Genomic DNA, 24,057 nt, shown 5'->3' with positions numbered 1-24,057 from the left:
TCGTTCCGTGCCGCGGGGAGTATCCCGCAAACCTGCATCCCGCAACGGTGCGTACCACGCTTGGAACGCTGCGTCGCCCGATCGGGCGATGCTTCGGGTCAGCCGCTGCCTCTGCGCATCGGCACGTGCGAGACCCCGTCCCAGTCGTACGCCGGGCCGGTCGGTTCGAAGCCGTACCTGCGGTAAAAGTCCGCGAGGTGCTCCTGCGAGTCGAGCACGCACGGGGCGTCGCCCACCTCCGCGAGCGCCGCCTCCATCAGCCGCCTGCCGAGCCCGCGGCCGCGCACCGACCGCGCTGTGCACAGACGCCCGATCCGGAACTCGCCGTCGGCGTCCTGCAGCAGCCGCACGCAGCCGAGCACCGGCTCTGGCTGGGCGTCACCGCCGAGCCAGAAGTGCCGGGTCCGGTCTTCCAGGTCGTGCCCGTCGAGCTCGGCGTAGGGACACGCCTGCTCGACGATAAACACGTCCACCCGCAGTCGCAGAAGCTCGTACAGCACCGCGGGCCTGAGGTCGGCTGCCCAGGAACGGTGCACGGTGGCGGCCATCGTCATGCCGCTTTGCCTACCAGATCAGGTGATGTCGCGCTGACCGCGCTACGTCACGGTTTCCTTCCGCGGCTTCGACGCGGACGCACACCGGGGAGCTGCTGCTGCACGCCCGGGTGGCCGACGACGTCGTCGCGGCCCGCCCGCCGCGCAGCGAACGTCTCGCAGCGCAGCTAACGCCTCGCCGTGCAGCTACCGTGAGGTGGTGCGTCACCACGAACTCGCCGTCATCGGCACCGGCTCGGGCAACTCGATCATCGATGGCAGGTTCGACCACCTCGACGTGGCGATCGTGGAGCACGGCGTCTTCGGCGGCACCTGCCTGAACGTCGGCTGCATCCCCACCAAGATGTACGTCTACGCCGCCGATGTCGCCGAGACCGTCCGGCACGCGAGCCGCTACGGGGTGGACGCGAGCGTCGACAAGGTGCGCTGGAGCAACATCCGCGACCGCGTCTTCGGCCGGATCGACCCGATATCGGCCGGCGGGCGGGAGTACCGCGTGAACCGCAACCCGAACGTCACGGTGTACGAGGGCCACGCCCGCTTCACGGGCCACAAGGAGCTGGCCGTCGAGCGCACCGACGGGAGCGGGACCACGCCGTTCACCGCCGACCGGATCGTCATCGCCGCAGGCAGCCGGCCGGTCGTCCCACCCGTGATCGCGAACTCGGGTGTGCCGTACGAGACGTCGGACACGGTCATGCGGATCGACTCGCTCCCCGAGCACGTCGTGATCCTCGGTAGCGGCTACATCGGCACCGAGTTCGCGCACGTGTTCTCCGGGCTCGGCGCCGAGGTGTCGATCATCGGGCGCAGCAGCCTGCTCCGCACCCAGGACGAGACGGTGTGCGAGCGGTTCTCGGCCATCGCGAGCGCGCGCTGGGACGTCCATCTCGGCCACGAGGTGGTGCGCGCCTCCGGCGCGACCGGGGACGTGGCCCTGGAGCTCGCCGACGGCACCGTCGTGCGCGGCGACCTGCTGCTCGTCGCCACCGGCCGCGTCCCGAACGGCGACCGGCTCGACGTGCACCGCACCGGCGTGCCGACGCACCCCGACGGCCGGATCGTGGTCGACGACGAGCAGCGCACAGCCGTCGACGGCATCTTCGCCCTCGGCGACGTCAGTTCCGAGTACCAGCTCAAGCACGTGGCCAACCACGAGGCGAGGGTCGTCGCACACAATCTCGTGCACCCGGACGCACCTCGCCGCAGCGACCGCCGGTTCGTGCCGGCCGCCGTCTTCACCGACCCGCAGATCGCCTCCGTCGGGCTCACCGAGGGCGAGTGCCGCGCGCAACACCTCGACTACACCGCCGCCGTCCAGGCCTACGGCGATGTCGCCTACGGCTGGGCGATGGAGGACGTGACGGGGTTCTGCAAGGTGATCGCCGAGCGCGGCAGCGGCCGGATCCTCGGCGCCCACGTCATGGGCGCGCAGGCCCCCACCGTGATCCAGCCGCTCGTCCAGGCGATGTCGTTCGGTCTCGGCGCGTGGGAGATGGCGACGGGCCAGTACTGGATCCACCCGGCGCTGCCCGAGGTCGTCGAGAACGCCCTGCTCGGTCTGGATCTTTAAGCCGACGGCTGTCCGGTACAAGGAGTACCTGGTAGACAAGGCGGGTAGCAGCAGTAAGGCCACCCTTTCCTCCGAGCCGCGAGGTGCACGCCCATGACCGTTGCCGAGAGCCCGACCCGACCGGCGGGAGGCGCGCGCCCGATACTCGCCGGGCAGCGCGGCCTGGGACCGCAGATCGGTGTCTACGTCTTCGTGGTCTTCCCACTGGTGGCGCTCGTCGCCGCGATCCCGTTCGCCTGGGGCTGGGGCCTCACCTGGACGGACGTCGCGATCGCCCTGGTGTTCTACGTCGTGAGCGGACTCGGCATCACCGTCGGCTACCACCGCTACTTCACCCACGGCTCGTTCAAGGCGAAGCGCCCGCTGCGCGTCGCGCTCGCGCTGGCCGGGAGCCTCGCCATGCAGGGCCCGGTCATCACGTGGGTGGCCGACCACCGGCGCCACCACGCGTTCTCCGACAAGGAGGGCGACCCGCACTCGCCGTGGCTCTTCGGCACCGGGCCGGCGGCGCTCGCGAGGGGCTTCTGGCATGCGCACACCGGGTGGCTCTTCGACCGCGACCAGACCAACCGCGAGCGCTTCACACCCGACCTGCTCGCAGACGCCGACATCCGGCGCGTCGACCGGTTCTTCGGTCTGTGGTCGGTGCTCACGCTGCTGGTGCCCGCCGCGCTCGGTGGGCTGCTGACGCTCTCCTGGTGGGGCGCGCTCACGGCGTTCTTCTGGGCCGGGCTGGTGCGCGTCGGGTTGCTGCACCACGTCACGTGGTCGATCAACTCGATCTGCCACATGATCGGCGAGCAGCCCTTCGCCGCCCGTGACCACTCGCGCAACGTGTGGCCGCTCGCCGTACTCAGCTTCGGCGAGTCGTGGCACAACCTGCACCACGCCGACCCCACCTGCGCCCGGCACGGCGTGCAGCGCGGGCAGGTCGACATCTCCGCGCGTGTGATCTGGGCGTTCGAGAAGCTCGGCTGGGCCCATTCGGTGCGCTGGCCCACCCCGCGACGGCTGGAGAAGCTCTCCCGCGCCGCCTGACCAGGCTCAGCTCGCCGGCCGCTCGTCCTCCGCGACGGGCGGCTCGGCAGCCGGCGGCGCGGCCGGAAGCCCGGCCGTCTTCGCGGCCGGGTCGAACGGCTTCGCGGGCGGGGTCTCGCCGCGCAGCCCCGCCACCAGGTTCGTCACGTCGGCCATGATCGCCGCCGTGGCACCGTCGAGCGCGGTGCGGGTGCGGGGGCCGCCGAGCCAGGCCGAGAGGTCCACGGGCGGGCCTGCCACCACCTCGACGCGGCGGCGGGGGAAGAACCGCGGGCGCCCGCTCCCCGGCGGCAGGAACTCCTGGGTTCCCCAGTTGGCCACGGGGATCACCGGCGCACCGGTGACGAGCGCGATCCGGCCGATCCCGTTCTTGGCCTTCATCGGCCAGCCGTCGGGGTCCTCGGTGTAGGTGCCCTCGGGGTAGAAAGCCACCACCTCGCCACGGTTCAGGGCCTCGACGGCACCCCGGTAGGCGTCGCGCGCCTTGGCCGTGGCCCGGTACACGGGCACGTGCCCACCGCCGCCCAGCACCGACCGGACCAACGGCACGTCCCACAGCTCCGACTTCGCGAGGAACCGCGGCATCCGCCCGTGGGAGATCGTGAACGCCACGTCGAAGATCGGGTCGGAGAAGGACACGTGGTTCATCGCGAGAAGCACGCCGCCCGTGTGCGGGATGTGCTCCCCGCCCCGCCACCTCAGCCGGGTGCCGAACACGACGAACGGCCAGATCACGGCGATGGCCAGGCCATACCAGAAACCCGATCCGCGCCAGCGCCTCCTGACCGTGAGCACGAACTTCTCCCAGGTCGTCAGGGGCCGGAACTGCGTCACTCGTCCTCCTCGCGCCTGCCCGGCGACACACCGGACCCCCCGATCATCCCAGCCCCCCGCCGGCGGCCGCCGCCGAGCGGGCATCATCACGGGCACGCAGGCACCGAGCCGAGGGGGACCCGTGGAGACGCCAGCCGACCACGCGACGATCGAGGGCCGCACGGTCAGCGCGTCCACACTGGTGGGGGCGCCCCCGGAGGAGGTCTTCGCGCTGCTCGCCGACCCGCACCGGCACCACGAGTTCGACGGCTCCGGCACGGTGCGGGCGGCCGTCTCCGGTCCGCGGCAACTGCAGCTTGGTGACCGCTTCGGCATGGACATGAAGCAGGGGCTCTCCTACCGCACCAACAATCGGATGGTGGAGTTCGAGCTGGACCGGCGGATCGCCTGGTGCCACTTCGCGAAGGCGATCTGGCGCTACGAGCTGGAGCCGGTGCCGGGCGGCACCCGCATCACGGAGACCTTCGACTACAGCGGGTCGCCGGTGCGGCGGGGCATGGAGCTGCTCGGCTTCCCGAAGGGCAACGCCAAGTCCATCCGCGACACGCTCCGCCGCCTCCAGGCCATCTTCGGGACGCCGCCCGCTGAGTTCTGAGCGGGCGGGCGCGGGCGGGGGCCTGGACGACCGCTCAGGCTCTGCACACACATACGCGTCCATCCACCCGCCGGTCGGCCGTGACATATACACCAGGGCTGTTCGATCTTGCTTGGGCCGCTCTGACGTCCATCTCACGGCCGCCCCGGTGCGTATATGTGTGCAGAGCCTGGATCGCCTCGGGCGCGCCGCAGGCGCCGGCCAGTGATCTAAGAGCGCCTAGCCGGTCCCGCGCGCCCGCGCGTAGTGTCGGCCTGCCTTGGCGCGGTTGCCGCAGGTCTCCATCGAGCACCAGCGGCGCGTGCCGTTGCGGGACGTGTCGTGGAACCAGAGGACGCACGCGGGGTGCGCGCAGTGGCGCACCCGCTCCGGCCGGGCGCCTAGCAGGCGGAGATGGTCGACGGCGGCGTCCCAGGCCGGGCGCCAGACCGGATCGACCTCGACGCGCTCCCCCGGGCCGTCCGGGGTGAGGACGGGGCTGCGGCTGCCTCGCGCGAGCACGGCGTTGAGCGGCCCTGCGGCGCCCTGCTCCAACTGGGTGCGCAACGCCTCCCGGGTCTCTCGGAGGGCGGCCACGGTCCCGTCGGCGACGCGGTCGCCGTAGCCGTGCTCGGCGAGCCACTCCCCCGCGCCACCGGGCTCGTCGAAGAGGTCGCGTGAGGCCCCGCCATCGACCCACGTGGTGTTCACGAGGTCAAGGCAGAGCGGCTCGCCGCGCAGCGGTCGTTCGATCACCGCCAAATTCTAACCTCTGTTTCCACCTTGACAGGTCAGACTCGGCTCCCTAACCTCCTATTCATCGATAATCAGTTAGGATGGATCCTGTGCTGGACACCACCGGACCGTCCCCGTCCGCGGACGAACGGTCGCCTACCGCGAGGCGGGCGACCCCGCGGCTCCCGCACGGCTTCCCGTCCTCGTCGTTCATGTTCCGGGGGCTGATCGACGCCGATCGCTACCGCGTGGTCGCACCCGACCTCATCGGGTTCGGCGCCTCGGAGACGCCACCCGCATCCGAGTTCGACTACACCTTCGACGCGCTCGCGGCCGTCACCGCAGACCTGCTCGACCAGCTCGGGCTCGACCGGTTCGCGATCTACGTGCAGGACATCCCGGACGAGGTGCGCTGGCACTACACGCACGGCGTGCCGCGCGAACTGCTCGACCTGCTGAGCCCCGATACCTGTACCTGCGCGACCTGCCCGACGCCGAACTGCACCTGCTCGATGCGGGCCACTTCGCCCTGGAGACCCACCGCGCCGAGATCGCCGAGCTCATCCGTGAATTCCTGTCGCGCGCCCTCGCCGGGCGCACCACAGCGGCCTGACCCAGAGGAGCCCCCGTGCCGCGCCGTTTCGCTGAACTGCTCTTCACCCCCGCCGTCCGCGCCGCGCAGGCGCGTTACGGCGGCCGGGCCGACCGGCTGCTCACCGCGGCCGACCCGCAGGACAGCCTAGGCCCGGACGAGGCCGCGTTCCTGCAGGCACGCGACGGCTTCCACCTCGCCACCGTCGGCGAGACCGGCTGGCCCTACGTCCAGTTCCGGGGTGGGCCGCCCGGGTTCCTGCGGGTGCTCGACGACCGCACGATCGCCTGGGCCGACTTCCGCGGCAACCGCCAGTACGTCAGCACGGGCAACCTCGACGGCGCCGGGGACGCCCGCGTGGCGATCATCGCGATGGACCAGGCCGTACCGCAGCGGATGAAGCTGCTCGGCACCGCGCGCATCGTGGTCGCGGACGCCGACCCGGACCTCGCCGCGCGGGTGGCGGTGCCGGGCTACCGCGCCGTGGTCGAGCGGATCGTGCTCGTGACGGTGGCAGCGTTCGACTGGAACTGTCCCCAGCACATCACCCGCCGCTACACCGCCTCGGAGGTGCAGGACGCCGTGGCTCCGCTGGTGGCACAGGTGGAACGGCTGCAGGACGAGAACGCCCGGCTGCGCGCGGCCGTCACGCCTGCCGCCACGCCGTGAGCGTCAGCCCCCAGCGGAGCACCCCGCTCGCATCCGTCGTCGCCGGGCGTCCCGGTGCGGGGGCGGCGAGGTCCGCCGCGCTGCCGGCCATCGGTTCCACCCCGATCGACCGGTAGGGCGCGCCGGCGGGCCAGCCGCCCAGGTTGCGCCACAGCAGCAGGGCCGTGGTGGTCCCCGCACCCGCCGCCGTGACGCGCCAGCTCATGACGAGCGCGTCGGCGCCGTCGACGACCGCCGCCCGCGCGCAGCCCGGCAGCACGACGGCGGTCGCGGTGCCGTCGTCGGGGCCGAGCCGGTCGAGCGCGCCGCTGGGCCACGGCACCTGCGCGATCGCCCCCTCTACCGGGTCATCGAGCACGTGCGCGGCCCCGACACCGGGGGCGTGCAGGCGCGCCGCGGGCGAGACGTCGAGCAGGGCGTGCACGGCGTGCACCACCGGCGTCCCGGGCGGCCCGGTCACGCTGTAGTCGACCCCGACGCCCGCACCCGGCTGGAACCGCCGGGTCAAGTGCAGCTCCCCCAGCCGGACCCGCTGCCCGCCGTCGGCCTCCGTCCACGGCCGCGACCACGCGTCGCCGTGGTCGGGCTCGCCCCGCAGGGTCGGGAAGCACTCCTCCACCCCGCCCGCGTCGATGAACGCGTTGCCGGGGCGCACCAGAGCGCGCGCGGCCGCCACGGCGTCGTCGGGGTGGCGCCACAGCCACTCCCGACCGGAGGTGCGCAGGGACGTCCACCGCCCGCCGTGGGCGAGGTCGGTCGTGACCGTGAGCGGCAGGCGCCGCCATGCCGGGTCGGAGGGCGGCCACGGCATCATCGCACCCGGTCGAGCACGACGACGTCGCAGTCGGCCGCGAGCGTGAACGGCACCGGGACGCCCGCCTCGGACAGCTCGCCCCCATCGAGCACTTCACTGGGGATCCGGCCGGGCACCCGGTAGCGCGCTGCCGGGTCGAGCCCGGCCAGGGGCACCCGCACCGGCCCGGCGCCCGGCCGGGCCCACACCAGCAGCACCACCCGGTCGGGGCCCGTGTACTGCACGGCGTACACGGCGTCGCGGGGATCCCCGTGCCGGGTCACCACACCCGTGTGCACCACCTCGCGGACCTCGCGGTAGAGCGCCACGAGCTCCCGGGCCCGCGTCCGCGCCGCGGCGTCCCAGGCGAGCGGGTCGGCGCCGATGCCGAGCACGCCTGCCATCGCGACGACGAACCGGAACTCCGCGCTCACGGGGGCGGTGTCGAGCCGGTCGGGCTCGTCGGTCACCCAGGAGCTCATCACCGACGGCGGGTAGGCCGAGAGGAAGCCGTGCTGGATCGCGAGGCGGTCCCGTGGACCCGTCTCGTCGCTGGGCCAGACGACGTCGGACAGAGCGAGCACGGCGTTGTCGACCCGCCCGCCGCCCCCGGCGCACGCCTCCACGGTGACGTGCGGGAACTCCTCCCGCAGCAGCGCCATGAGCCGGTGGTAGGCGCGGGTGTGCTGCACCGACCACGCGCGGCCGCGGGGGTCGCCGGGCCGGCCGCCGTCGCTGACGGCCCGGTTCATGTCCCACTTCAGGTAGGTGATCGGGTGCTCGGTGAGCAGCCGCCGCAGCGTCCCGGCGGCCCACTCCTCCACCTCGGGGCGGCCGAGGTCGAGCACGTACTGGTTGCGCATCGTCGTGAGCGGCCGCTCCCCGGCCCGGTACACCCAGCCGGGGTGCGCGCGGTAGAGGTCGCTGTCAGGGTTCACTGCCTCCGGCTCCACCCACAGCCCGAAGCGCATCCCCCGTTCCAGCACACCCTTCGCGAGCGGCGCGAGCCCGTCGGGGAACTTCTCCCGGTCGGCGTACCAGTCGCCCAGGCCCGCGCGGTCACTCGTGCGGCCGGTGAACCACCCGTCGTCGACGACGAACACCTCCGCACCGACGCCGGCCGCGACGTCGGCGAGCGCCAGCTGGTGCTCCACGCGGACGTCGAAGCGGGTGGCGTACCAGGAGTTGTAGACGACCGGGCGGTGCTCGACGCCCGTGCCGCGGGCGAGCACACCGCGCTGGTAGGCGCGCCAGGTGCGGGCGAGGCCGGCCATGCCGTCCGGGCTCCACGCGCCCAGCAGGTGCGGGGTCTCGAACTCCTGCCCCGGCGCGAGCGTGACAACGCCGGTCTCGTCGTCGGGGCCGCCGCTCACGCGCACCACCTCGCGGAACGGGACGGCGTCGATGAGCATCCGCCACGAGCCGCTCCAGGCCAGCGCCACGCCGTAGGCCTCGCCGCCGCCGCCGTCGCGCGGAGTGAGGGCGACCACGGGCGAGTGGAGGTGGGACGTGATCCCCTGACGGCTGCCGATCACGAGCTGGCCTGCCGCGAGGTCGGTCTCCACGGGGGTGAATTCCCGCGACCACGCCCCCACGAGCTGCGCGACGCGGGCGCCCGGGCCGACCGGCACGTTCCAGGCTGCCCCGAACGCCCTGGTCAGCTGCAGGTCCCCCGTGGTGCGGACGGAGCGGAGCACGGCCCACCGCTCCACCACGTCGTGCGCGGCGGAGGTCCGCACGTGCAGTTCCACCTCCAGCCCGGCGTCGGCGGCGCGCAGCAGCGCCCGCAGCGCGGTGCCGTCGCCCTCGGCGGCGACGGAGCCCGGCACGAGCCCCAGCAGGGCACCGTCCACTCCGTCGGGGCCCTGCACGAGCAGCTCGCTGACCTGCGCGTGCCGCGTGCCTGCCGCCGTGAGCTCGAGCGGCGCGGCGTCGGCCGGGCTCTCGAACGGGCTGCGTCGCGCCACCGGCGGCTCGCGACGCCGGGCCGGGTCGCCCCAGTGCCGCAGCTCGAGCCCGGCCTCGGACTCGGCCACCACGTACACCGAGCGGGCGGTGCGCAGTTCCCACTCCGTCACTTGTTCGCCCCCACCAGCAGCCCCGAGACGAACTGCTTCTGGAAGACGAAGAAGACGATCGCCGTGGGCACGGCGGCGACGAGTGAGCCCGCCGCGATCACGTTCCAGGAGTTGGAGAACCCGCCCTGCAGGTTGAGCAGCGCCGCCGTGACAGGGAACTTCGCCTCGGTCCGCAGCACGGTCATCGCCCAGATCAGGTCGTTGAAGATCCAGGTCGTGGCGAGCGCCGCGAGCGCGGCCAGCGCCGGACGGCACAGCGGCAGCACGATGCTCCAGAACGTGCGGCCCGCTCCCGCCCCGTCGAGCAGCGCCGCTTCGAAGACCTCCGCCGGGAGTGAGCGCATGAACCCGTGGAGGACGAACGTGTAGAAGCCGAGTCCGAACCCGACCTGGACGACGACCAGCGCGAACAGCGTGTCGTAGATCCCCAGGTCCTGCGCGATCCGGGAGACCGGGATCAGCAGGATCTGCGGGGGCAGCAGATTGCCCGCGAGCATGACGAGCAGGAGCGTCCGGCGCAGCGGGATGCGGAACCGGCTGAGCGCGTAGGCGCTGACCGACGCGAGGGCCAGCGACGCGAGCACCGCGAACACGGTGACGACCCCGCTGTTCAGCAGCGCCCGGACGACCCGGCCGTCGGCGAGCGCCCCGGCGAAGCCGTCCAGGGACAGGCTCCCCGGCAGCGCGCCGAGCCCGCGGGTGGCGATGTCGTCGAAGTCGCGCAGGGCCACGAGCACCACGAACACGATCGGCGCCAGCCACAGCAGCGTGAACGGGACCATCACGACGTGGAACCATGGCGAGCGGGCGGGCCGGGCGGGCACCCGGGCGGCCGGTGGAGCGGTCACCGCGGTCATGTCAGCCCTCCTCCGCACGTGCCTGGCGCACGAGGTAGGTGATGATGAACGCGATCGCCAGCAGGAAGATCACCACGGCGATCGCCGAGCCGTACCCGAGGTTCACCAGCGTGAACCCCTGCTGGAACATGTACGTCGAGAGCAGCTGCGTGGTGTTGTACGGGCCGCCGCGCGTCATCGCCCACACGATGTCGAACGTGCGCAGCGAGTCGATCACCGTGACCGCGAAGACCACGGTGTTCACGCCGCGCAGCTGCGGCATGACGATCCGCCAGAAGCGCTGCCAGGCGTTGGCCCCGTCGACGGCGGCCGCCTCCTCCAGCGTCGGGTCGGTTCCCTTCAGCCCGGCCAGGTAGAGCACCATGATGTAGCCGACCTGCCGCCACACCGCGGCCACCAGCACCGCGTAGAGCGCGGTGTCGGGGTCGGCCAGCCACTGGCGCTGCAGCCAGTCGAGGCCCACCGCCCCCAGGCCCGCGTCGATCGGGCCGTCCGGCTGGTACATCACGCGCCAGAACAGACCCGTCACCGCGAGCGAGATGACCATCGGCAGGTAGATCGCGCTGCGGTAGAAGCCGACGCCGCGGCCCGGCCGGTTGAGGGCGACGGCGAGCGCGAGCCCGCCGATCACCGACAGCCCGCCGAACCCGGCCACCCAGATGACGTTGTTGCGCAGCGCGGTGCCGAAGACGGGGTCGGCGGCGAGCCGCTGGTAGTTCTCCAGGCCCACCGGCTCGGCGGCGCCGACGCCCTTCCAGCTCGTGAACGACAGCGAGAAGCTGTTGAGCGCGGGCCAGAACACCCAGAACAGCTCGACGGCGAGGGGCACCAGCAGGAACACCCACACCAGCGGCGGCACCCGCCGCAGCGGGCCGCCCCGCCTGCCGCGCTCGCGCACGGCAGGCGGTGGCGCGCCCGCGGGCGCCTGCTGCACGGTGGTCATGACGAGAAGACCTGCTGGGCGGCCTGCTGCCACTGGCGTTGCACGCCGCGGATGTCGGAGGGATCGGCGATGAACTGCGTGAGCGCGGCGTCGGCCGTGGTCTGCAGGGCGTCGCTGGAGTCGCGGTTGAAGAACTGGGTGATCTCCGCTGTGGAGTTGAGCAGCTGGATGCCCTTCTGCACGAGCGGGCTGAACCCGGACGTGTCGACGTCCGGCGACGTGGGCAGGTTCGACGAGCCGGAGTCGGTGATGTACTGCTGCTGCGCGGGGGCCGACGCCAAGTAGGACAGCAACTCCTTGGCACCTTCGGGGTTCTGGCTGTTCGCCGCGGCGAAGAACCCGTCGGTGGGGGCCTCCTCGGCCGTCGGCACCGCCGGGTCGATGGTGGGCACCGAGAAGAAGTCCAGGTCGTCCTGCTGGTCCTGCGGGAAGTACTGCACGCAGAACGCGCCGACGAGGTACATGGCGGCCTCGTTGTTGACCATCGGGGTGACGGCCTGCTGCGCGTCCCACGACGTCTGGTTGGGGTGGAAGTACGGGATCAGCCGGGCGTACTGCTCCAGCACTGCCGTCACCTGCGGGTCCTCGAACGAGTGCTGGCCCGCGAGCAGCGCGCGGTGGTACTCGGCCCCGTTGATGCGCAGGTTCAGGTAGTCGAACCAGCCGGCCGACATCCACGCAGTCGACCCGATGCCGTTGGTGAGCGGGTGGATCCCGCGGGCCTTGAGGTCGTCGCACAGCGCGATGAAGTCGTCCCAGGTCGTGGGCGGCCGCACGCCCCATTCGGCGAACGCGGACTTCTTGTAGAAGATCGACCACCAGTAGTAGCTCGTCGGCACGAAGATCGCCTTGCCGTCGGAGGACGTCGAGAGGGCCCGCAGGGCGTCGGAGAAACCGGCGCACGCGCCGCCGGGCGCCCAGAGGTCCGAGACGTCGAGCAGCAGTCCCTCCGCCGCGTAGGTGTTGGCGACCGAGCCCGCGTACCAGGCCAGGACGTCCGGCGGGGTGGCGCTGGAGAGGTAGGTGGAGAGCTGGGCGCGGAACTGCTCTGTGGCCACCGAGTTCAGGGTCGTCTGCGGCCCGGTGAAGCCGCCGACGACCTTCTCCAGCGCGGCCTTGGGGCCCGCGTCCTGGATCGAGGACTGCAGGGTGAGGGTGGTCGCCCCGCCCCCGCTCGCAGCGGGCCCTTCCCCGCTGCCGGAGCCGACGCAGCTCGACAGGATAGGGATGGCGCCCAGGCTCGCGGCGCCGAGCAGGAAGCCACGACGGGAGAGCCCCGTGCGGGACATCCCCGTGCGGGACAGCGCAGTGCGGGACATCGCAGTGCTCATCACTACCTCCAGCGCGCCGTCGTTGGCGCGGTCGGGGTGGGCGGGGGATCGCGGCGGGTCAGGACACGGGCTTGCCGGACAGCAGGGGCGGCAGGGGCGCCGCGGTGAACAGGGCGTTGCACTCGCGCTGCAGCGCCACGTCGGACCACATGGGGTGCTGCGGGGCGGCGTTCGAGCAGACGACGGTGCCCCACGCACCGACCTCGCGCGCCCGCGCCACGGCGGACCGGCAGATCTCCGCGCCCACCGGGCCCTCCTCGAACGTGCCGTGCAGCGGCGTGTAGCCGACCCAGCCCTCCCCGACGACGAGCGGCACGTCGTGCGCGGCCGCCCAGTCGGCGGCGACGTCGAGCCAGAACCGCAGCTTCTCGGCCATCGCGACGCGGTGTTCGCCGTAGTGGTCGTAGAGCCAGCGGTCGAACGCGGCGGCGTCGGCCCAGTCGTGCACGTAGACCACCGCCTGGGAGATGATCGTGGCGTCGAGCCGCCACCGGTGCTCGGGCGCGAGCGTCCACTCCGCGGCGGGCGGCGCCCCGGGCCGCAGCAGCCGCGCGGCCGCGGCGTCCTGCGGGAATCCCTCGACGGGCCGGCGCATGCCGAACTCGTCGATCAGCGCGCCGAGCACGCCGTAGACGTAGGGGTGCACCACGAGCACGTCGACGTTCCCAGGGACCCCGCGCATGCTCGCGTGCGGCACCCCTGCGTAGTTCACTGTGCAGGCCCGGCCGGGGTGGCGGGCGTGGAACAGGTCCACCGCGGCTTCCAGCGACGGGCGCAGCGCGACCACCGCGTCGGCGCCCTCGGGCAGCCCGTCGGTGAGGTGGCCGACCTGCACCTCGTTGTGGATCTCGGTGAACGCGACGCGGTCGTCGAGGCCCTCCGCGACGAGCAGGTCCATCAGATCGGCGTGCGCCGCCGCGAGCCGCTCCGGCCGCTCGGCGGGCGGCACCGCCCGCAGCGCGTCCCACCACGCGGGGTCGCCCGCGAACGCCGAGCTCTGCTGGTACTCCCACGACGAGACGATCACGTGGCAGTCGTGCCTGCGGGCGGCGCGGAACAGGTCGAGCAGGTGCTCGCGGGCGTCGATCGTGGTCGGGGCGCCGACGTCGTACCAGCGCACGCGCTGCGCGTACGCGCCCCCGAGCGGGCCGAGCCGCAGCGCCGACGAGTCGAGCCCCGAGCCGAACAGCAGGAACGGCATCGCGCATATCCGCACGGTGTTGTAGCCGCGCTCGACGGCTTGGGCGAAGGCCGCGTCGAGGTCCTCGAACGGCTCGCCGGGCCCGGTGCGAACGAACCAGGAGAAGTCCCAGAGCGTGATCGTCAGGCGCTCAGGGGTGGTGGCGCGAGCCATCTCAGACCTCCTCGTGGACGGCGGTGCGGTGCGGGGTACGCAGGGAACCGAGCAGCTCCAGCGCGTCGACGTGCTGGGGATCCTCGGCGAGCAGGCCGGCCAGCCGGTCGGCGGCCCTCTGCGGCTCCCCGTCGAGGACGTCGAGCTGTGCCCGCAGGAACGCGACCCGGCGCCGCTGCGCCACGGCGGCGTCCTCGGTGAACAGCAGCATCGAGGGCAGGGACGTCGCGAAGTAGTCGACGGTGGGCGGGTTCGCCGCCAGCTCGGCGCAGAAGTCGCGCAGTGCGTCGGCGAGCCGCTGCGCCTCGGCGTCGCGGCCGAGCCTGCGCAGCGCGAGCACGGACGAGAACGTCGCCTCGGAGTGCACCTGGGTGCTCATGACGAGGAAGTCCCCCTGCTGCGCGGCGGCCAGCTCCCAGGCCGCCTCGGCCCCCGACCCGTCGCCCGCCGCCGAGAGGGCGTCGCCGCGCAGCAGGTGCAGCGCGGCGGTGCTGGCCAGCGGGTGGCGGGCCTCGCCGAGGGACGCGGGCGGGTCGAGCGCAGCGTCGACCAGGGCGACGGCCTTATGCGCCGAGCCTCCCGCGAGCTCCCGCGCAGCCTTGAGGCGGCAGAGCCGGTCCCAGACGCCGAGGACCTGACCCTCACCGCCCTCCCAGGGCTGGAAGTCGCGGGCGAGCAGCAGCGACCTGGCGGCGTCGAGCCGCTGCGCGGTCAGCAGCAGGTGGGCGAGCACGACGGTCGCGTCGTCGCGGGACTCCACCAGCTCCCGCCCGGCGAGCAGCCGCTCCAGCCGCCGTTCGGGGCGCACGCCGCGGCGCGCGTCGAGCTGGTCGCTCTCGAACAGCAGCCGCGCGTCGCCGCCGTCTGCGGCCGCCAGAGCGCGGTCATACGCCGCACGGGCCTGCTCGGCGTCGGCGAGGTGGTTGTGGGCGGCCAGCCCGAGGTTGCGCCAGACGACCGGGTCGGCGGGGTCGAGCTCGGCGGCGGCCTGCCACATCGTGATCGCGTCCGCCGCCCGGCCCTGCGCGTAGAGCCAGTGACCGAGCAGCGCCCTCGCTCGGGCGTCCCGCTCGTCGGCGGCGACGGCCCGCTCCAGCACCAGCGCGTCGTCGAGCCGGGACGGGAAGCACCAGGTGGCGTCCGCGGCCCGGGCCAGGGCGCGCGCGTCCGGCGCCGCGTCCGCACGTCCGAGCGCGTCGAGCACGTCGGCGCGGTGGTAGTGCAGCAGCGGGCCGGCGGCGGTCTGCCCGATCGCACGCCCGGGCTCGCGCGCGAGGGCGACGTCGAGCATCCGCAGCGCCGCCTCGGGCTCGCCCGCACCGAGGTGCTCGAGGGCGACGTCGAGGCAGGTCTGCGCGTCGGCGGTGACGGGGAGGCCCAGCACGTCCCGGGTCCAGGAGTCCAGCGGGTCGAACGCGAGCGTGGCGCGGGCCAGCTCACCGGCACGGTCCGCCGCCCCGGTGCGGCGCAGCACGATCGCGCACAACGCCCGTGCCTGCAGGTGCTCCGGTTCGACGCGTAGCACGTCCTCGAGCCGGAGCAGTGCGTCGGCGTCGCGGCCTCCGGCGGCGTCGAGCCGGGCCATGCGGTACCCCGCCGCCGCGCGCCAGGCGCGGGTCCACGCGCTGCGGGCGTAGGCGGCGTAGGCCTCCTCGGCGCGGCCCTGCCGCTCCAGCACGAGACCGAGGGCGTAGAGGGCGGTCGTGTCCGCCGGGTTCGCGTTCAGCGCCGTGAGCCGAGCAACGGCGGCGCGCAGCAGCGACTCCGCCTCGGCCAGCTCGCCGCGCCCGTACGCGGCGGCAGCGAGCCCGAGCCCGCTGGCGACGTGCCCGGGGTCGCGGCGCAGCGCCTCCCGCCAGTACGGCTCCGGGGAGCGCGTGGCGTGCCGGTACTGCGCGAGGTGCCCGCCGATCGTGGCCAGCTCCTCGACGCTCGCGACGTCCGCGGGCGCGGCGGGCTCCCGCGCGGGCACCACCGGCGCGCCGGTCCCGGGGACCAGCGAGTCCCAGACCACCAGCTCGGCGCCCTCGTGCAGCACACGCACGCGCAGCCGTCCCGCCGCCCGCTCCGCGCCCAGCTCCACCGACGCCCGGTGCGGCCGCCCCGGCGCGACGTCCGCGACCAGCTCGGCGAGCACCGCTCCCCCGCCGTCCTCGACCCGCACGACGCAACCGGGCCGCTCGGCCGTCACCGCGACGCCGACCCGCGCGGTGCCGCGAGGCTCGACGTCCACGCGCACGGCGGCGTCGACCGTGGCGGCGTGCACCGGACCGATCTCCTGGATCGGGTACCAGACCTGCGAGAACACCTTCGTCTCACCGGGGGCGATGAACGAGAAGTCCGGCTGGTTGTCGGTGAAGACACCCGCCATCAGCTCGACGTAGGCCGCGCCGTCGTCGCTCAGGTTGCGGTCCCACGCGCGTCCGAACGCGGCGTTGCCCCACGTCCACTGCTTCTTGCCGACGGCGGTATGGGGGTCGGCGACGTGCACGAAGCCCGCCCGTGCGGCGTGGTCGTAGCCGCCGAAGAACCCCTCCCGGCTGCCGACGCACATGTAGGACGTCGGCACCGGGATGTTGCGGTACCAGTCGAGCCGGTCCCTTCGCACCTCGACGCCGTCGGCGGCGTACCCGACCTCGTCGTGGCCGGCGGCGTAGTCGATGCCGTAGTAGGGCACGTCGGCGGCGGGGAAGGCGGTGACGGCGCGCTTGGCGTGGTCGGCGACAACGTGCACGTCGCGGGGGAAGAACGACTGGTAGTCCCCGTGCACGCGGGCGGCCACGTTGGCCCACCACAGGAACGTCTGCGTGCGCTCGCTGCGGTTGTAGAGCCGCACGCGCAGCTCCAGCGTCGCGCGGTCGGGGCGCAGCCGCACCCCGTGCATCCCCTTCATCCGGGCGAACGGGTCGTGGTCGGAGCACCACACGGTCACGGAGCCGTCCGGCTCGTGCTCGATCTCCACGTCCGTGGGCAGGAACGTGGCGGGCCGGTGGTGCTGCGGCCAGTTCAGCTCGACGCCGCCCGCGATCCACGGACCGGTCAGCCCCACGAGCGCCGGCTTGATCACCGGGTTGTGGTGGAAGAAGTCGTAGCCGCGGGTGCGGTCGTGCCCCACGTGGATCCGCCCACCCAGCTCCGGCAGCACCATCACCCGCAGCCAGCGGTTCTCCAGGTGCACCGCGGCCCAGTCGACGGGCTCACGCACCGGGCTGATCCGGTCGTGGAACGGCAGCGGGTACACCCGGCCCGACGAACCCTGGTAGACGCGGCGGTCGAGGTAGGCGGGGTAGCGGTCGGGCGCCTCCGGCAGGTAGCTGTCGATCGTCACCGGTTCCCGCCACACGGCCACCCCGGCCCCTGCCTGCCCGGCAGGCCGAGGGGGCAGCCGTCGCGATCCGCCGTTGGACATGCGGCGACGCTACGAGCGGCGCACCCGCGACGGCATAGCCGGATCGACCGAGTTGCCTGGACGATCCGACGATCCGATCACGTTCCGGCGTACGGTGACGGCGTGCTGCCCGACGGCTTCCCCGGCCAGCGGCTGCGTGTTCTCCCCCGCCCCCTCGTCGGGTCGGCGCTGCGCAGGCCGCCGACGTCAGGCCTGCTCGTCACCGACGCCGGCTACTTCCCGCGAGCCGCGAACCACGGGCGACACCGCCCCCGCGGCGCACCCGAAGCCCTCGTCATCGTCTGCACGGACGGCATCGGGCACTGCGAGGCCGAAGGGCGGACCCACGTCGTCCCGCCCGGCCACGCCCTCGTGATCCCGCCCCGGGTGCCGCACGTCTACCGCTCCGATCCGCGGGAGCCATGGACGATCTGGTGGTTGCACGCCACTGGCTCCCAGCTCGCGCCGTTCCTCGCGGTGGTCGCGGAGGACGGCACCGAGGCGCTGGTCGAGCTGAACGACGCCTACCGCGCCGTCTCCACCATCGACGACGCCATCGGCTTCCTCGAGCGGGACGAGACGCTCCCGAGCCTCATCTCGGCCGCCGGGGCCGGATGGTCGCTGCTGGCCCAACTCGCCGCGGACGTCGTGGGCGGCGGCCGGCAGCGCACCGAACCGATCCGGCAGGCCCAGGAGCACCTGCGGCGCAACTTCGCGAAGTCGGTGAGCGTGCCGGACCTCGCCCGCACCGCAGGGCTCTCCCCCTCGCACTTCTCCGCGCTGTTCCGCGCCGCGACGGGCGGCGGGGTTGTCGAGTACACCAAACGCCTGCGCATGGCCAGGGCGCGGGAACTACTGATCACGACGTCGAGCGACATCGGCGACATCGCCCGGGCAGTCGGGTACGCCGACGCGTTCTACTTCTCGCGCCAGTTCCGCACCGTGCACGGCTGCAGCCCCAGCGAGTACCGCGCGGGCCACGGCGAACTGTGAGCCGCCTCAGGGCAGGGTCAGGATCTCCACGCCGTCGGCCGTGACCAGCACCGTGTGCTCGAACTGCGCGGTGCGGGCGCGGTCCTTCGTGACGACGGTCCAGCCGTCGTCCCAGATGTCGTAGTCGATCGTGCCGAGGGTGATCATCGGCTCGATCGTGAACGTCATGCCCGGCTCGAGCACCGTGTGGACTCCTGGCTCGTCGTAGTGCAGCACCACCAGGCCGCTGTGGAAGGAGCGCCCGATGCCGTGGCCGGTGAAGTCGCGCACCACGCCGTAGCCGAACCGCTTGGCGTAGGACTCGATCACCCGGCCCACCACGTTGAGCTCGCGCCCCGGGCGTACCGCCTTGATGGCCCGCATCGTGGCCTCGCGGGTGCGCTCGACGAGCAGCCGGTCCTCCTCCGCCGCCTCGCCGGCGATGAACGTGGCGTTGGTGTCGCCGTGCACACCTCCGATGTAGGCCGTGACGTCGATGTTGACGATGTCGCCGTCCTGGATCACGGTGGAGTCCGGGATGCCGTGGCAGATCACCTCGTTGAGGCTCGTGCAGCACGACTTCGGGAAGCCCTTGTAGCCCAGGGTGGACGGGTAGGCGCCCTGGTCGACGAGGAACTCGTGCACCACGCGGTCCACCTCGTCGGTGGTGACGCCGGGCTTGACGGCCTCACCGCCCACCTGCAGCGCCTGCGCCGCGATCCGGCTGGCCACGCGCATGCCCTCGATGATCTCAGGTGTCTGCACCCAGGGGTCGTCGCTGCGCGCGGGCCGCTTCTTGCCCACGTACTCCGGACGCGGGATGGAGGACGGGACGTCGCGTTCCGGCGAGATGGTGCCGGGGATGAGGAGCGTGCGGGCGCGCATGGATTCCAGTCTAAGCACGCCGCCGGACCGCCCCGCCGGTCACGGGGTGGGCCCGCTCACGCACCAGTTCCCTGCCCTACGCACCACTTGCGGCCGGTGCGGGAGCGATAGATCTGGTGTGCGGCGGCAGAAGCGGTGCGTGATGCCGCGAGTTGCCCACAGGCCCGGCTGAACCGGCCCCGCGACAGCCCCCGCTCGGCGATCCTCGGGTCATGAGCGACTCCCCCACCAAGCCCGTCCTCCGCCGCCGCCTCCGCCGCGCCTTCGCCGCGTCCACCCGCCGCTGAGGCCAGCCGAGGCAGCTCACGCACCGGTTCCGACCGCGCAGTACCCACAACCGGTCCGCGGCCGCAGCAACCGGTGCGTGAGCGAGCGAACCGACCACGAGAACGGTGTGTGGGCGCTCAGCGCAGAGCCCGGCGGTCCACCGCGTACGCGACGGCGGCCGTCAGCCCCCGCCAGCCCAGCATCAGCACGCCGAGGGAGATCAACGTGACCAGGGCGAACGTCCACGGGAGCGATCCGGTGAAACCTGCCCGCAGGGCCAAACCGAGCACCACCGTGCCGGCCCACGCGACCAGCCCGGCGCGCATCCCCTGCGGGTTCGCCCGCACCGCCGGCACCACCCACGCGACCACCAGCCCGACCAGGAAGGGTGCTGCGGTGCCGAGAAGGCCGACCAGGTCGTCGGGGCGAGCGTGGCTCATCCGCCCGACCGCGGCGAAGACGACCACCGCGACGACGTCGGCGGCGAAGGCGAGCGCGGGGATGCGCCGGGACGACATGACTCCAGAGTAGGCGAGCCCGCGGCGATCGGATCAGGCGATCGCGCTCAGGAACCGCCCGGCCGCCTCCACCGCAGGCCCTGACGAGCCGGCGTCGACCACCAGCACCGCGAACGCGACGTCGCCCCGGTACCCGACGAACCAGCCGTGCGCGCGCCCGTCGTCGGTGAACTCGGCGGTGCCGGTCTTGCCGTACACCTCCCCGAGGCCGGCCAGGCGCGTGGCCGAGCCCTCGGTGACGACGGCGCGCATCATCGGCCGCAGCTGCTCGAGCTGGGCGGGGTCGGGGGTCGTCGGCGGCACGAGCACCTCCGTGGCGTGACCGCGGATCAGCTGCGGCACCACCTGCGCCCCCCTGGCCACCGACGCCGCCACGAGGGCCATCCCGAACGGGCTCGCGAGAACCTGGCCCTGCCCGAAGCCGTTCTCGGCGCGCTGCACGGTCTCGGCGGACGCGGGCACGGACCCGGTGACCGTCGTGAGCCCGGGGACGCGGTAGTCGGCACCCAGCCCGAGCCGCAGCGCCGCCGCAGGCAGGGCCGCGGGTTCGAGCTGGGCCGCGAGCTGCGCAAAGGTGGTGTTGCAGGACCTCGCGAACGCCGTGCGGAACGGCACGGTGCCGAGGTCGAACCGGCCGATGTTGGGCACCATGCGCCCGCCGATCACGGTGGTGCCGGGGCAGGCCACCGCCGTTGCGGCGGTGACGCCGTCCTCGGCCGCTGCCGCGGTAGCCGTGACGATCTTGAAGGTCGACCCGGGCGGGTAGCGGCCGCTCAGGGCGGGTGCTCCCGCGGCGTCCGCGGCGGGGTTCTGGGCGACGGCGAGCAGGTCGCCGGTGGACACCGACACCGCCACGAGCATCGCCTGCTGCGCCACCGGCTCGACGGCGTCCTCGGCGGCCGTCTGCGCGGCTCGGTCCAGGCCCACCGCCACGGTGGTGCCCGGCCGGGCGGGTTCCTCGGCGAGGGTCCGGATGGTGTCGCCGCTGCCGCCGACGATCTGCACCGACCACCCGGGCACCCCGGCGAGCTGCGCCGCCGTCTCCGTGCGGACGCCGGTGAGCACCTGGCGCCCGAACTCGGCGTCGGGCGCGAGCAGCCGCTCGGACGTGGTGAACCGGACGCCGGGCAGGTCGTAGATGGCGTTCTTGACGCCCTGGTAGTCGGCCTCGCGCAGCACCGCGACGGTGTAGGCCTGCCCGTCGGGCGTGCGGGCGGCGCCGTCGGTGATCGACGCCTGGGTGATCTGGGAGTCGAGCGGGGTGAGGGCTCGGGCGAGCGCCCCGGTGACGGTGGGCAGGTCACCCGTGGCGAGCCGGTCCAGCAGCACCGTGACGACAGGGGTGACCTCGAGCAGCGGCGCCCCGACGCGGTCGACCACGGGCGCGGGTGTGGGCGCCTCGGTGCGCAGCGCGAGCTGTTGCCCGGCCGCCAGTTCCGGGTGCACCACGGTGGGCGCCCAGCGCACCCGCCAGCCTTCCTCGGTGTCGGGGGCCGGTTGCAGCTCCAGCTCGCCGAGGTAGCTCCAGGTCCGTTCCGGCCCGAGCCGCCACGTGACGTCCACGGACGCCGTGGCGCGGTCGGTGGCCGTGCGCACCTGCCCGAGCCGCGCGTCCACGCCTTCCGGCGCGAGCGCGTCGCGGGTGCTCGCGAGCAGCTCGGCCGCCGAGTTGGGGTCGTCGGTCAAGGCGGCGGCGCCGCGGTCGTCGCCCGCGCTCCACGCTTCGAGGAACGCCGTGGCGACGTTCTGGGGGCCGCTGTCGCCGAAGAGGCCGCAGCCCGCCGTCGTGCACAGCACGGTGAGGGCGGCTCCGAGGGCGACCAGTGCCTTCGGCCGCCGGACAGCGCGGGGCGAGCGAGCGGGCGGCACAGCGGTGAGTATGCCGACCGGCGACGGTGACCGCGCGCCACGGCGGGGGCGCGTCCCGGTGACGGGCGGCCAGGGCCGCAGCCGCTCACCGCCGTGCCGGCTCGGCACGAGCCACCCGCCGGGCGACTGCTCGTACCTGCGGGCGGCCCTCGACCCGCTGCTGGCGGGGGCGACGCTGCCCGAGCCGGCCGAACGTGGGTCCCACCACCGGAGTACGGCAGCCGGTAACGCCGGCACCGACCGTGACGGATGGAGTCAGGAGGGCCGCCACTACCATCGCGGCTCTGAACGGACGTGACGATCTCCCGTACGACGCGAAGAGGACGAGCCTCCCGATATGCAGATCCACACCACTCCGCTCCCCGGCTCGGCACTGGTCGACCTGAAGCTCCTGGAGGACGACCGCGGTTTCTTCGCGCGGGCGTTCTGCCGTCAGGAGTTCATCGACGCGGGTCTCGAGCCCCTGGTCGAGCAGGCCAACATCTCGTTCAACCACAAGGCCGGCACGCTGCGCGGGCTCCACTACCAGCTGGAGCCCAACGCCGAGACCAAGCTGATCCGGTGCTACCGCGGGGCGATCTACGACGTGATCGTGGACCTGCGCCCGGAGTCGCCGACCTACCTGAAGTGGTTCGGCGCCGAGCTCACCGAGGACAACCGCACGGCGATGTACGTGCCGCGCAACTTCGCGCACGCGTACCTCACGCTGACCGACAAGGCGGAGGTCATCTACCAGGTCAGCACCGCCTACACGCCGGGCGCCGAGCGCGGCCTGCGCTGGGACGACCCGGCGATCGGGATCGACTGGCCGATCCCGCCGGTACTCGTGTCCGAGAAGGACTCGAACTGGCCGCTGCTCTCGGAGGCCTCGGTGGAGGCCCGATGATCATCCTGGACACCGCGCTGCGCAAGCGCGAGGCCGAAGGCCGCCCGATCCGCGTCGGCATGATCGGCGCCGGGTTCATGGGCCGGGGCCTGGCCAACCAGATCGTCAACTCGGTGCCGGGCATGCAGCTCGTCGCCGTGGCCAACCGCACGCTCGCCAACGCCGAGCGCGCCTACGCCGAGGCCGGCGTGGAGCCGGTGCGGGTCGAGGACGCCCCCCAGCTCGACGCGGCGATCGAGAACGGCACCCCGGCCGTCCTGGAGGACGCGTTCGAGCTGCTCAAGGCCGTGCACCTGGACTGCGTCGTCGACGTCACCGGTGCGGTCGAGTTCGGTGCGCGGGTCACGGTGGCGGCCATCGAGCGCGGCCTGCCCGTCGTCACGATGAACGCCGAGCTGGACGGCACTGTCGGCCCGCTGCTCGCCCACCGCGCCCGCGCGGCCGGTGTGGTGCTCACCGGCTGCGACGGCGACCAGCCGGGTGTGCAGGGCAACCTCATGCGGTTCGTGCGGGGCCTGGGTGTCACCCCGCTCGTTGCGGGCAACATCAAGGGCCTTCAGGACGAGTACCGCACGCCCACCACCCAGAAGGCGTTCGCCGAGCGCTGGGGCCAGGACCCCTACATGGTCACGAGCTTCGCCGACGGCACGAAGATCTCCTTCGAGCAGGCGATCGTCGCCAACGCGTTCGGGCTCACCGTGCCCAAGCGGGGCATGAACGGCTGGGACCACGAGGGCCACGTCGACGAGCTCACCGACCGCTACGACGTCGAGCAGCTCCGCGAGCTGGGCGGCGTCGTCGACTACGTGGTGAAGTCGAAGCCGGGCCCCGGCGTGTTCGTGCTCGGCACGCACGACGACCCGAAGCAGCAGCACTACCTGGAGCTCTACAAGCTGGGCAAGGGCCCGCTCTACAGCTTCTACACGCCCTACCACCTGTGCCACTTCGAGGTGCCGAACTCGGTCGTGCGCGCCGTCGACTTCGCCGACGCCGCGCTGGCGCCGCCCGCCGGCCCGCACGTGGACGTCGTCGCGACGGCCAAGCACGACCTCAAGGCCGGCCAGACCGTCGACGGGCTCGGCGGCTACGACACCTACGGTGTGGCCGAGTCGACGGCGGTGACCCGGGCCGAGGGCCTGCTGCCGATGGGTATCGCGGAGGGGTGTGTGCTCAAGCACGACGTCGCCAAGGACGCGGTGCTGACCTACGCCGACGTCACGCTCCCGCCGGGGCGCCTGGTCGACGAGCTGCGTGAGGAGCAGGAGAAGCTCTTCGCCTGACCGGGCCGAACCGCCGTTGAAGGGCGGGTCGAGCGGCGTGACGCTGCTCGGCCCGCCCTTTCGTCGT

At 73.1% G+C, this 24,057-nt stretch carries 21 protein-coding genes; 8 read left to right on the top strand and 13 right to left on the bottom strand.

What is annotated here, in order from left to right; all coding sequences use genetic code 11:
• Positions 1–98 precede the first annotated feature (98 nt).
• Entirely contained in the window at positions 99–554 is a 456-nt protein-coding gene (locus tag ABD143_RS24950) for a GNAT family N-acetyltransferase (protein WP_343983119.1), read from the bottom strand.
• A gap of 199 nt (positions 555–753) precedes the next feature.
• Here ABD143_RS24950 and ABD143_RS24945 point away from each other — a divergent pair, with 199 nt between their 5' ends.
• Entirely contained in the window at positions 754–2,127 is a 1,374-nt protein-coding gene (locus ABD143_RS24945) for a mycothione reductase (RefSeq protein WP_343983116.1), read from the top strand.
• A gap of 93 nt (positions 2,128–2,220) precedes the next feature.
• The gene (locus ABD143_RS24940; RefSeq protein WP_343983113.1) at positions 2,221–3,165 is read left to right on the top strand and encodes an acyl-CoA desaturase; all 945 of its coding nucleotides are present in this window, start codon (positions 2,221–2,223) and stop codon (positions 3,163–3,165) included.
• A 6-nt stretch (positions 3,166–3,171) separates the two neighbouring features.
• Here the strand turns inward: ABD143_RS24940 and ABD143_RS24935 are convergent, their stop codons facing one another.
• Positions 3,172–3,999 carry a lysophospholipid acyltransferase family protein gene (locus ABD143_RS24935; protein ID WP_343983110.1) on the bottom strand — a complete coding sequence of 276 codons (828 nt, stop codon included), beginning with the start codon at positions 3,997–3,999 and terminating at the stop codon, positions 3,172–3,174.
• Between the two features lie 121 nt (positions 4,000–4,120).
• On the opposite strand from ABD143_RS24935, the gene ABD143_RS24930 reads away from it, so the two are divergent.
• Positions 4,121–4,594, top strand: a complete 474-nt coding sequence (locus ABD143_RS24930; RefSeq protein WP_343983108.1) for an SRPBCC family protein — start codon at positions 4,121–4,123, stop codon at positions 4,592–4,594.
• Between the two features lie 219 nt (positions 4,595–4,813).
• Here the strand turns inward: ABD143_RS24930 and ABD143_RS24925 are convergent, their stop codons facing one another.
• A complete protein-coding gene (locus ABD143_RS24925; RefSeq protein WP_343983106.1) occupies positions 4,814–5,329 on the bottom strand; it encodes a CGNR zinc finger domain-containing protein in 516 nt (171 codons plus the stop codon).
• Between the two features lie 80 nt (positions 5,330–5,409).
• Between ABD143_RS24925 and ABD143_RS24920 the strand changes: the two genes are divergently transcribed.
• Both ABD143_RS24920 and ABD143_RS24915 read left to right on the top strand, forming a co-directional pair.
• Positions 5,410–6,051, top strand: a complete 642-nt coding sequence (locus tag ABD143_RS24920) for an alpha/beta fold hydrolase (RefSeq protein ID WP_379659935.1) — start codon at positions 5,410–5,412, stop codon at positions 6,049–6,051.
• The gene (locus ABD143_RS24915) at positions 5,937–6,569 is read left to right on the top strand and encodes a pyridoxamine 5'-phosphate oxidase family protein (RefSeq protein ID WP_343983104.1); all 633 of its coding nucleotides are present in this window, start codon (positions 5,937–5,939) and stop codon (positions 6,567–6,569) included. The genes ABD143_RS24920 and ABD143_RS24915 overlap by 115 nt, the downstream gene beginning before the upstream one ends.
• On the opposite strand, the gene ABD143_RS24910 is transcribed toward ABD143_RS24915, so the two are convergent.
• From ABD143_RS24910 to ABD143_RS24880, 7 genes are read right to left on the bottom strand one after another with little or no spacing between them, the layout of a single operon-like run.
• Positions 6,547–7,380, bottom strand: a complete 834-nt coding sequence (locus tag ABD143_RS24910) for a hypothetical protein (RefSeq protein ID WP_343983102.1) — start codon at positions 7,378–7,380, stop codon at positions 6,547–6,549. The two genes, ABD143_RS24915 and ABD143_RS24910, sit on opposite strands and share 23 nt — an antisense overlap.
• Positions 7,380–9,440, bottom strand: a complete 2,061-nt coding sequence (locus ABD143_RS24905) for an alpha-galactosidase (RefSeq protein WP_343983099.1) — start codon at positions 9,438–9,440, stop codon at positions 7,380–7,382. Before ABD143_RS24905 ends, ABD143_RS24910 begins: the two co-directional genes overlap by 1 nt.
• Complete coding sequence (locus ABD143_RS24900; RefSeq protein ID WP_343983096.1) at positions 9,437–10,297, bottom strand: carbohydrate ABC transporter permease; 861 nt, start codon at positions 10,295–10,297, stop codon at positions 9,437–9,439. Before ABD143_RS24900 ends, ABD143_RS24905 begins: the two co-directional genes overlap by 4 nt.
• 1 nt (position 10,298) lies before the next feature.
• A complete protein-coding gene (locus ABD143_RS24895) occupies positions 10,299–11,240 on the bottom strand; it encodes a carbohydrate ABC transporter permease (protein ID WP_343983093.1) in 942 nt (313 codons plus the stop codon).
• Entirely contained in the window at positions 11,237–12,571 is a 1,335-nt protein-coding gene (locus ABD143_RS24890) for an ABC transporter substrate-binding protein (RefSeq protein WP_343983089.1), read from the bottom strand. The genes ABD143_RS24895 and ABD143_RS24890 overlap by 4 nt, the downstream gene beginning before the upstream one ends.
• A 58-nt stretch (positions 12,572–12,629) precedes the next feature.
• Positions 12,630–13,925: a cellulase-like family protein gene (locus tag ABD143_RS24885; protein ID WP_343983086.1), complete on the bottom strand. Its 1,296-nt coding sequence runs from the start codon at positions 13,923–13,925 to the stop codon at positions 12,630–12,632.
• Between the two features lies 1 nt (position 13,926).
• Entirely contained in the window at positions 13,927–17,334 is a 3,408-nt protein-coding gene (locus ABD143_RS24880) for a DUF5107 domain-containing protein (protein WP_343983083.1), read from the bottom strand.
• Positions 17,335–17,436: 102 nt separating this feature from the next.
• Between ABD143_RS24880 and ABD143_RS24875 the strand changes: the two genes are divergently transcribed.
• On the top strand, positions 17,437–18,306 hold the full coding sequence (locus ABD143_RS24875) for an AraC family transcriptional regulator (protein WP_343983081.1): 870 nt from the start codon (positions 17,437–17,439) through the stop codon (positions 18,304–18,306).
• A gap of 6 nt (positions 18,307–18,312) precedes the next feature.
• Here ABD143_RS24875 and map read toward each other — a convergent pair whose 3' ends face one another.
• The 3 genes from map to ABD143_RS24860 all read right to left on the bottom strand — a co-directional run bounded on the left by map (position 18,313) and on the right by ABD143_RS24860 (position 21,824).
• Positions 18,313–19,170, bottom strand: a complete 858-nt coding sequence (gene map, locus ABD143_RS24870) for a type I methionyl aminopeptidase (protein ID WP_343983078.1) — start codon at positions 19,168–19,170, stop codon at positions 18,313–18,315.
• Positions 19,171–19,574: 404 nt separating this feature from the next.
• On the bottom strand, positions 19,575–19,955 hold the full coding sequence (locus ABD143_RS24865; protein WP_343983074.1) for a DUF3054 domain-containing protein: 381 nt from the start codon (positions 19,953–19,955) through the stop codon (positions 19,575–19,577).
• 33 nt (positions 19,956–19,988) lie between these two features.
• Positions 19,989–21,824: a penicillin-binding transpeptidase domain-containing protein gene (locus ABD143_RS24860; protein ID WP_343983071.1), complete on the bottom strand. Its 1,836-nt coding sequence runs from the start codon at positions 21,822–21,824 to the stop codon at positions 19,989–19,991.
• Positions 21,825–22,161: 337 nt separating this feature from the next.
• On the opposite strand from ABD143_RS24860, the gene rfbC reads away from it, so the two are divergent.
• Together rfbC and ABD143_RS24850 are read left to right on the top strand one after the other, a co-directional pair.
• Positions 22,162–22,710 carry a dTDP-4-dehydrorhamnose 3,5-epimerase gene (gene rfbC / locus ABD143_RS24855; RefSeq protein WP_343983070.1) on the top strand — a complete coding sequence of 183 codons (549 nt, stop codon included), beginning with the start codon at positions 22,162–22,164 and terminating at the stop codon, positions 22,708–22,710.
• Positions 22,707–23,990, top strand: a complete 1,284-nt coding sequence (locus ABD143_RS24850; protein WP_343983067.1) for an NAD(P)H-dependent oxidoreductase — start codon at positions 22,707–22,709, stop codon at positions 23,988–23,990. Before rfbC ends, ABD143_RS24850 begins: the two co-directional genes overlap by 4 nt.
• Positions 23,991–24,057 lie beyond the last annotated feature (67 nt).

Source organism: Pseudonocardia aurantiaca (genome assembly GCF_039526725.1).
Taxonomy (GTDB): Bacteria; Actinomycetota; Actinomycetes; order Mycobacteriales; family Pseudonocardiaceae; genus Pseudonocardia; species Pseudonocardia aurantiaca.
This window is presented reverse-complemented; position numbering and strand designations above follow the sequence as displayed.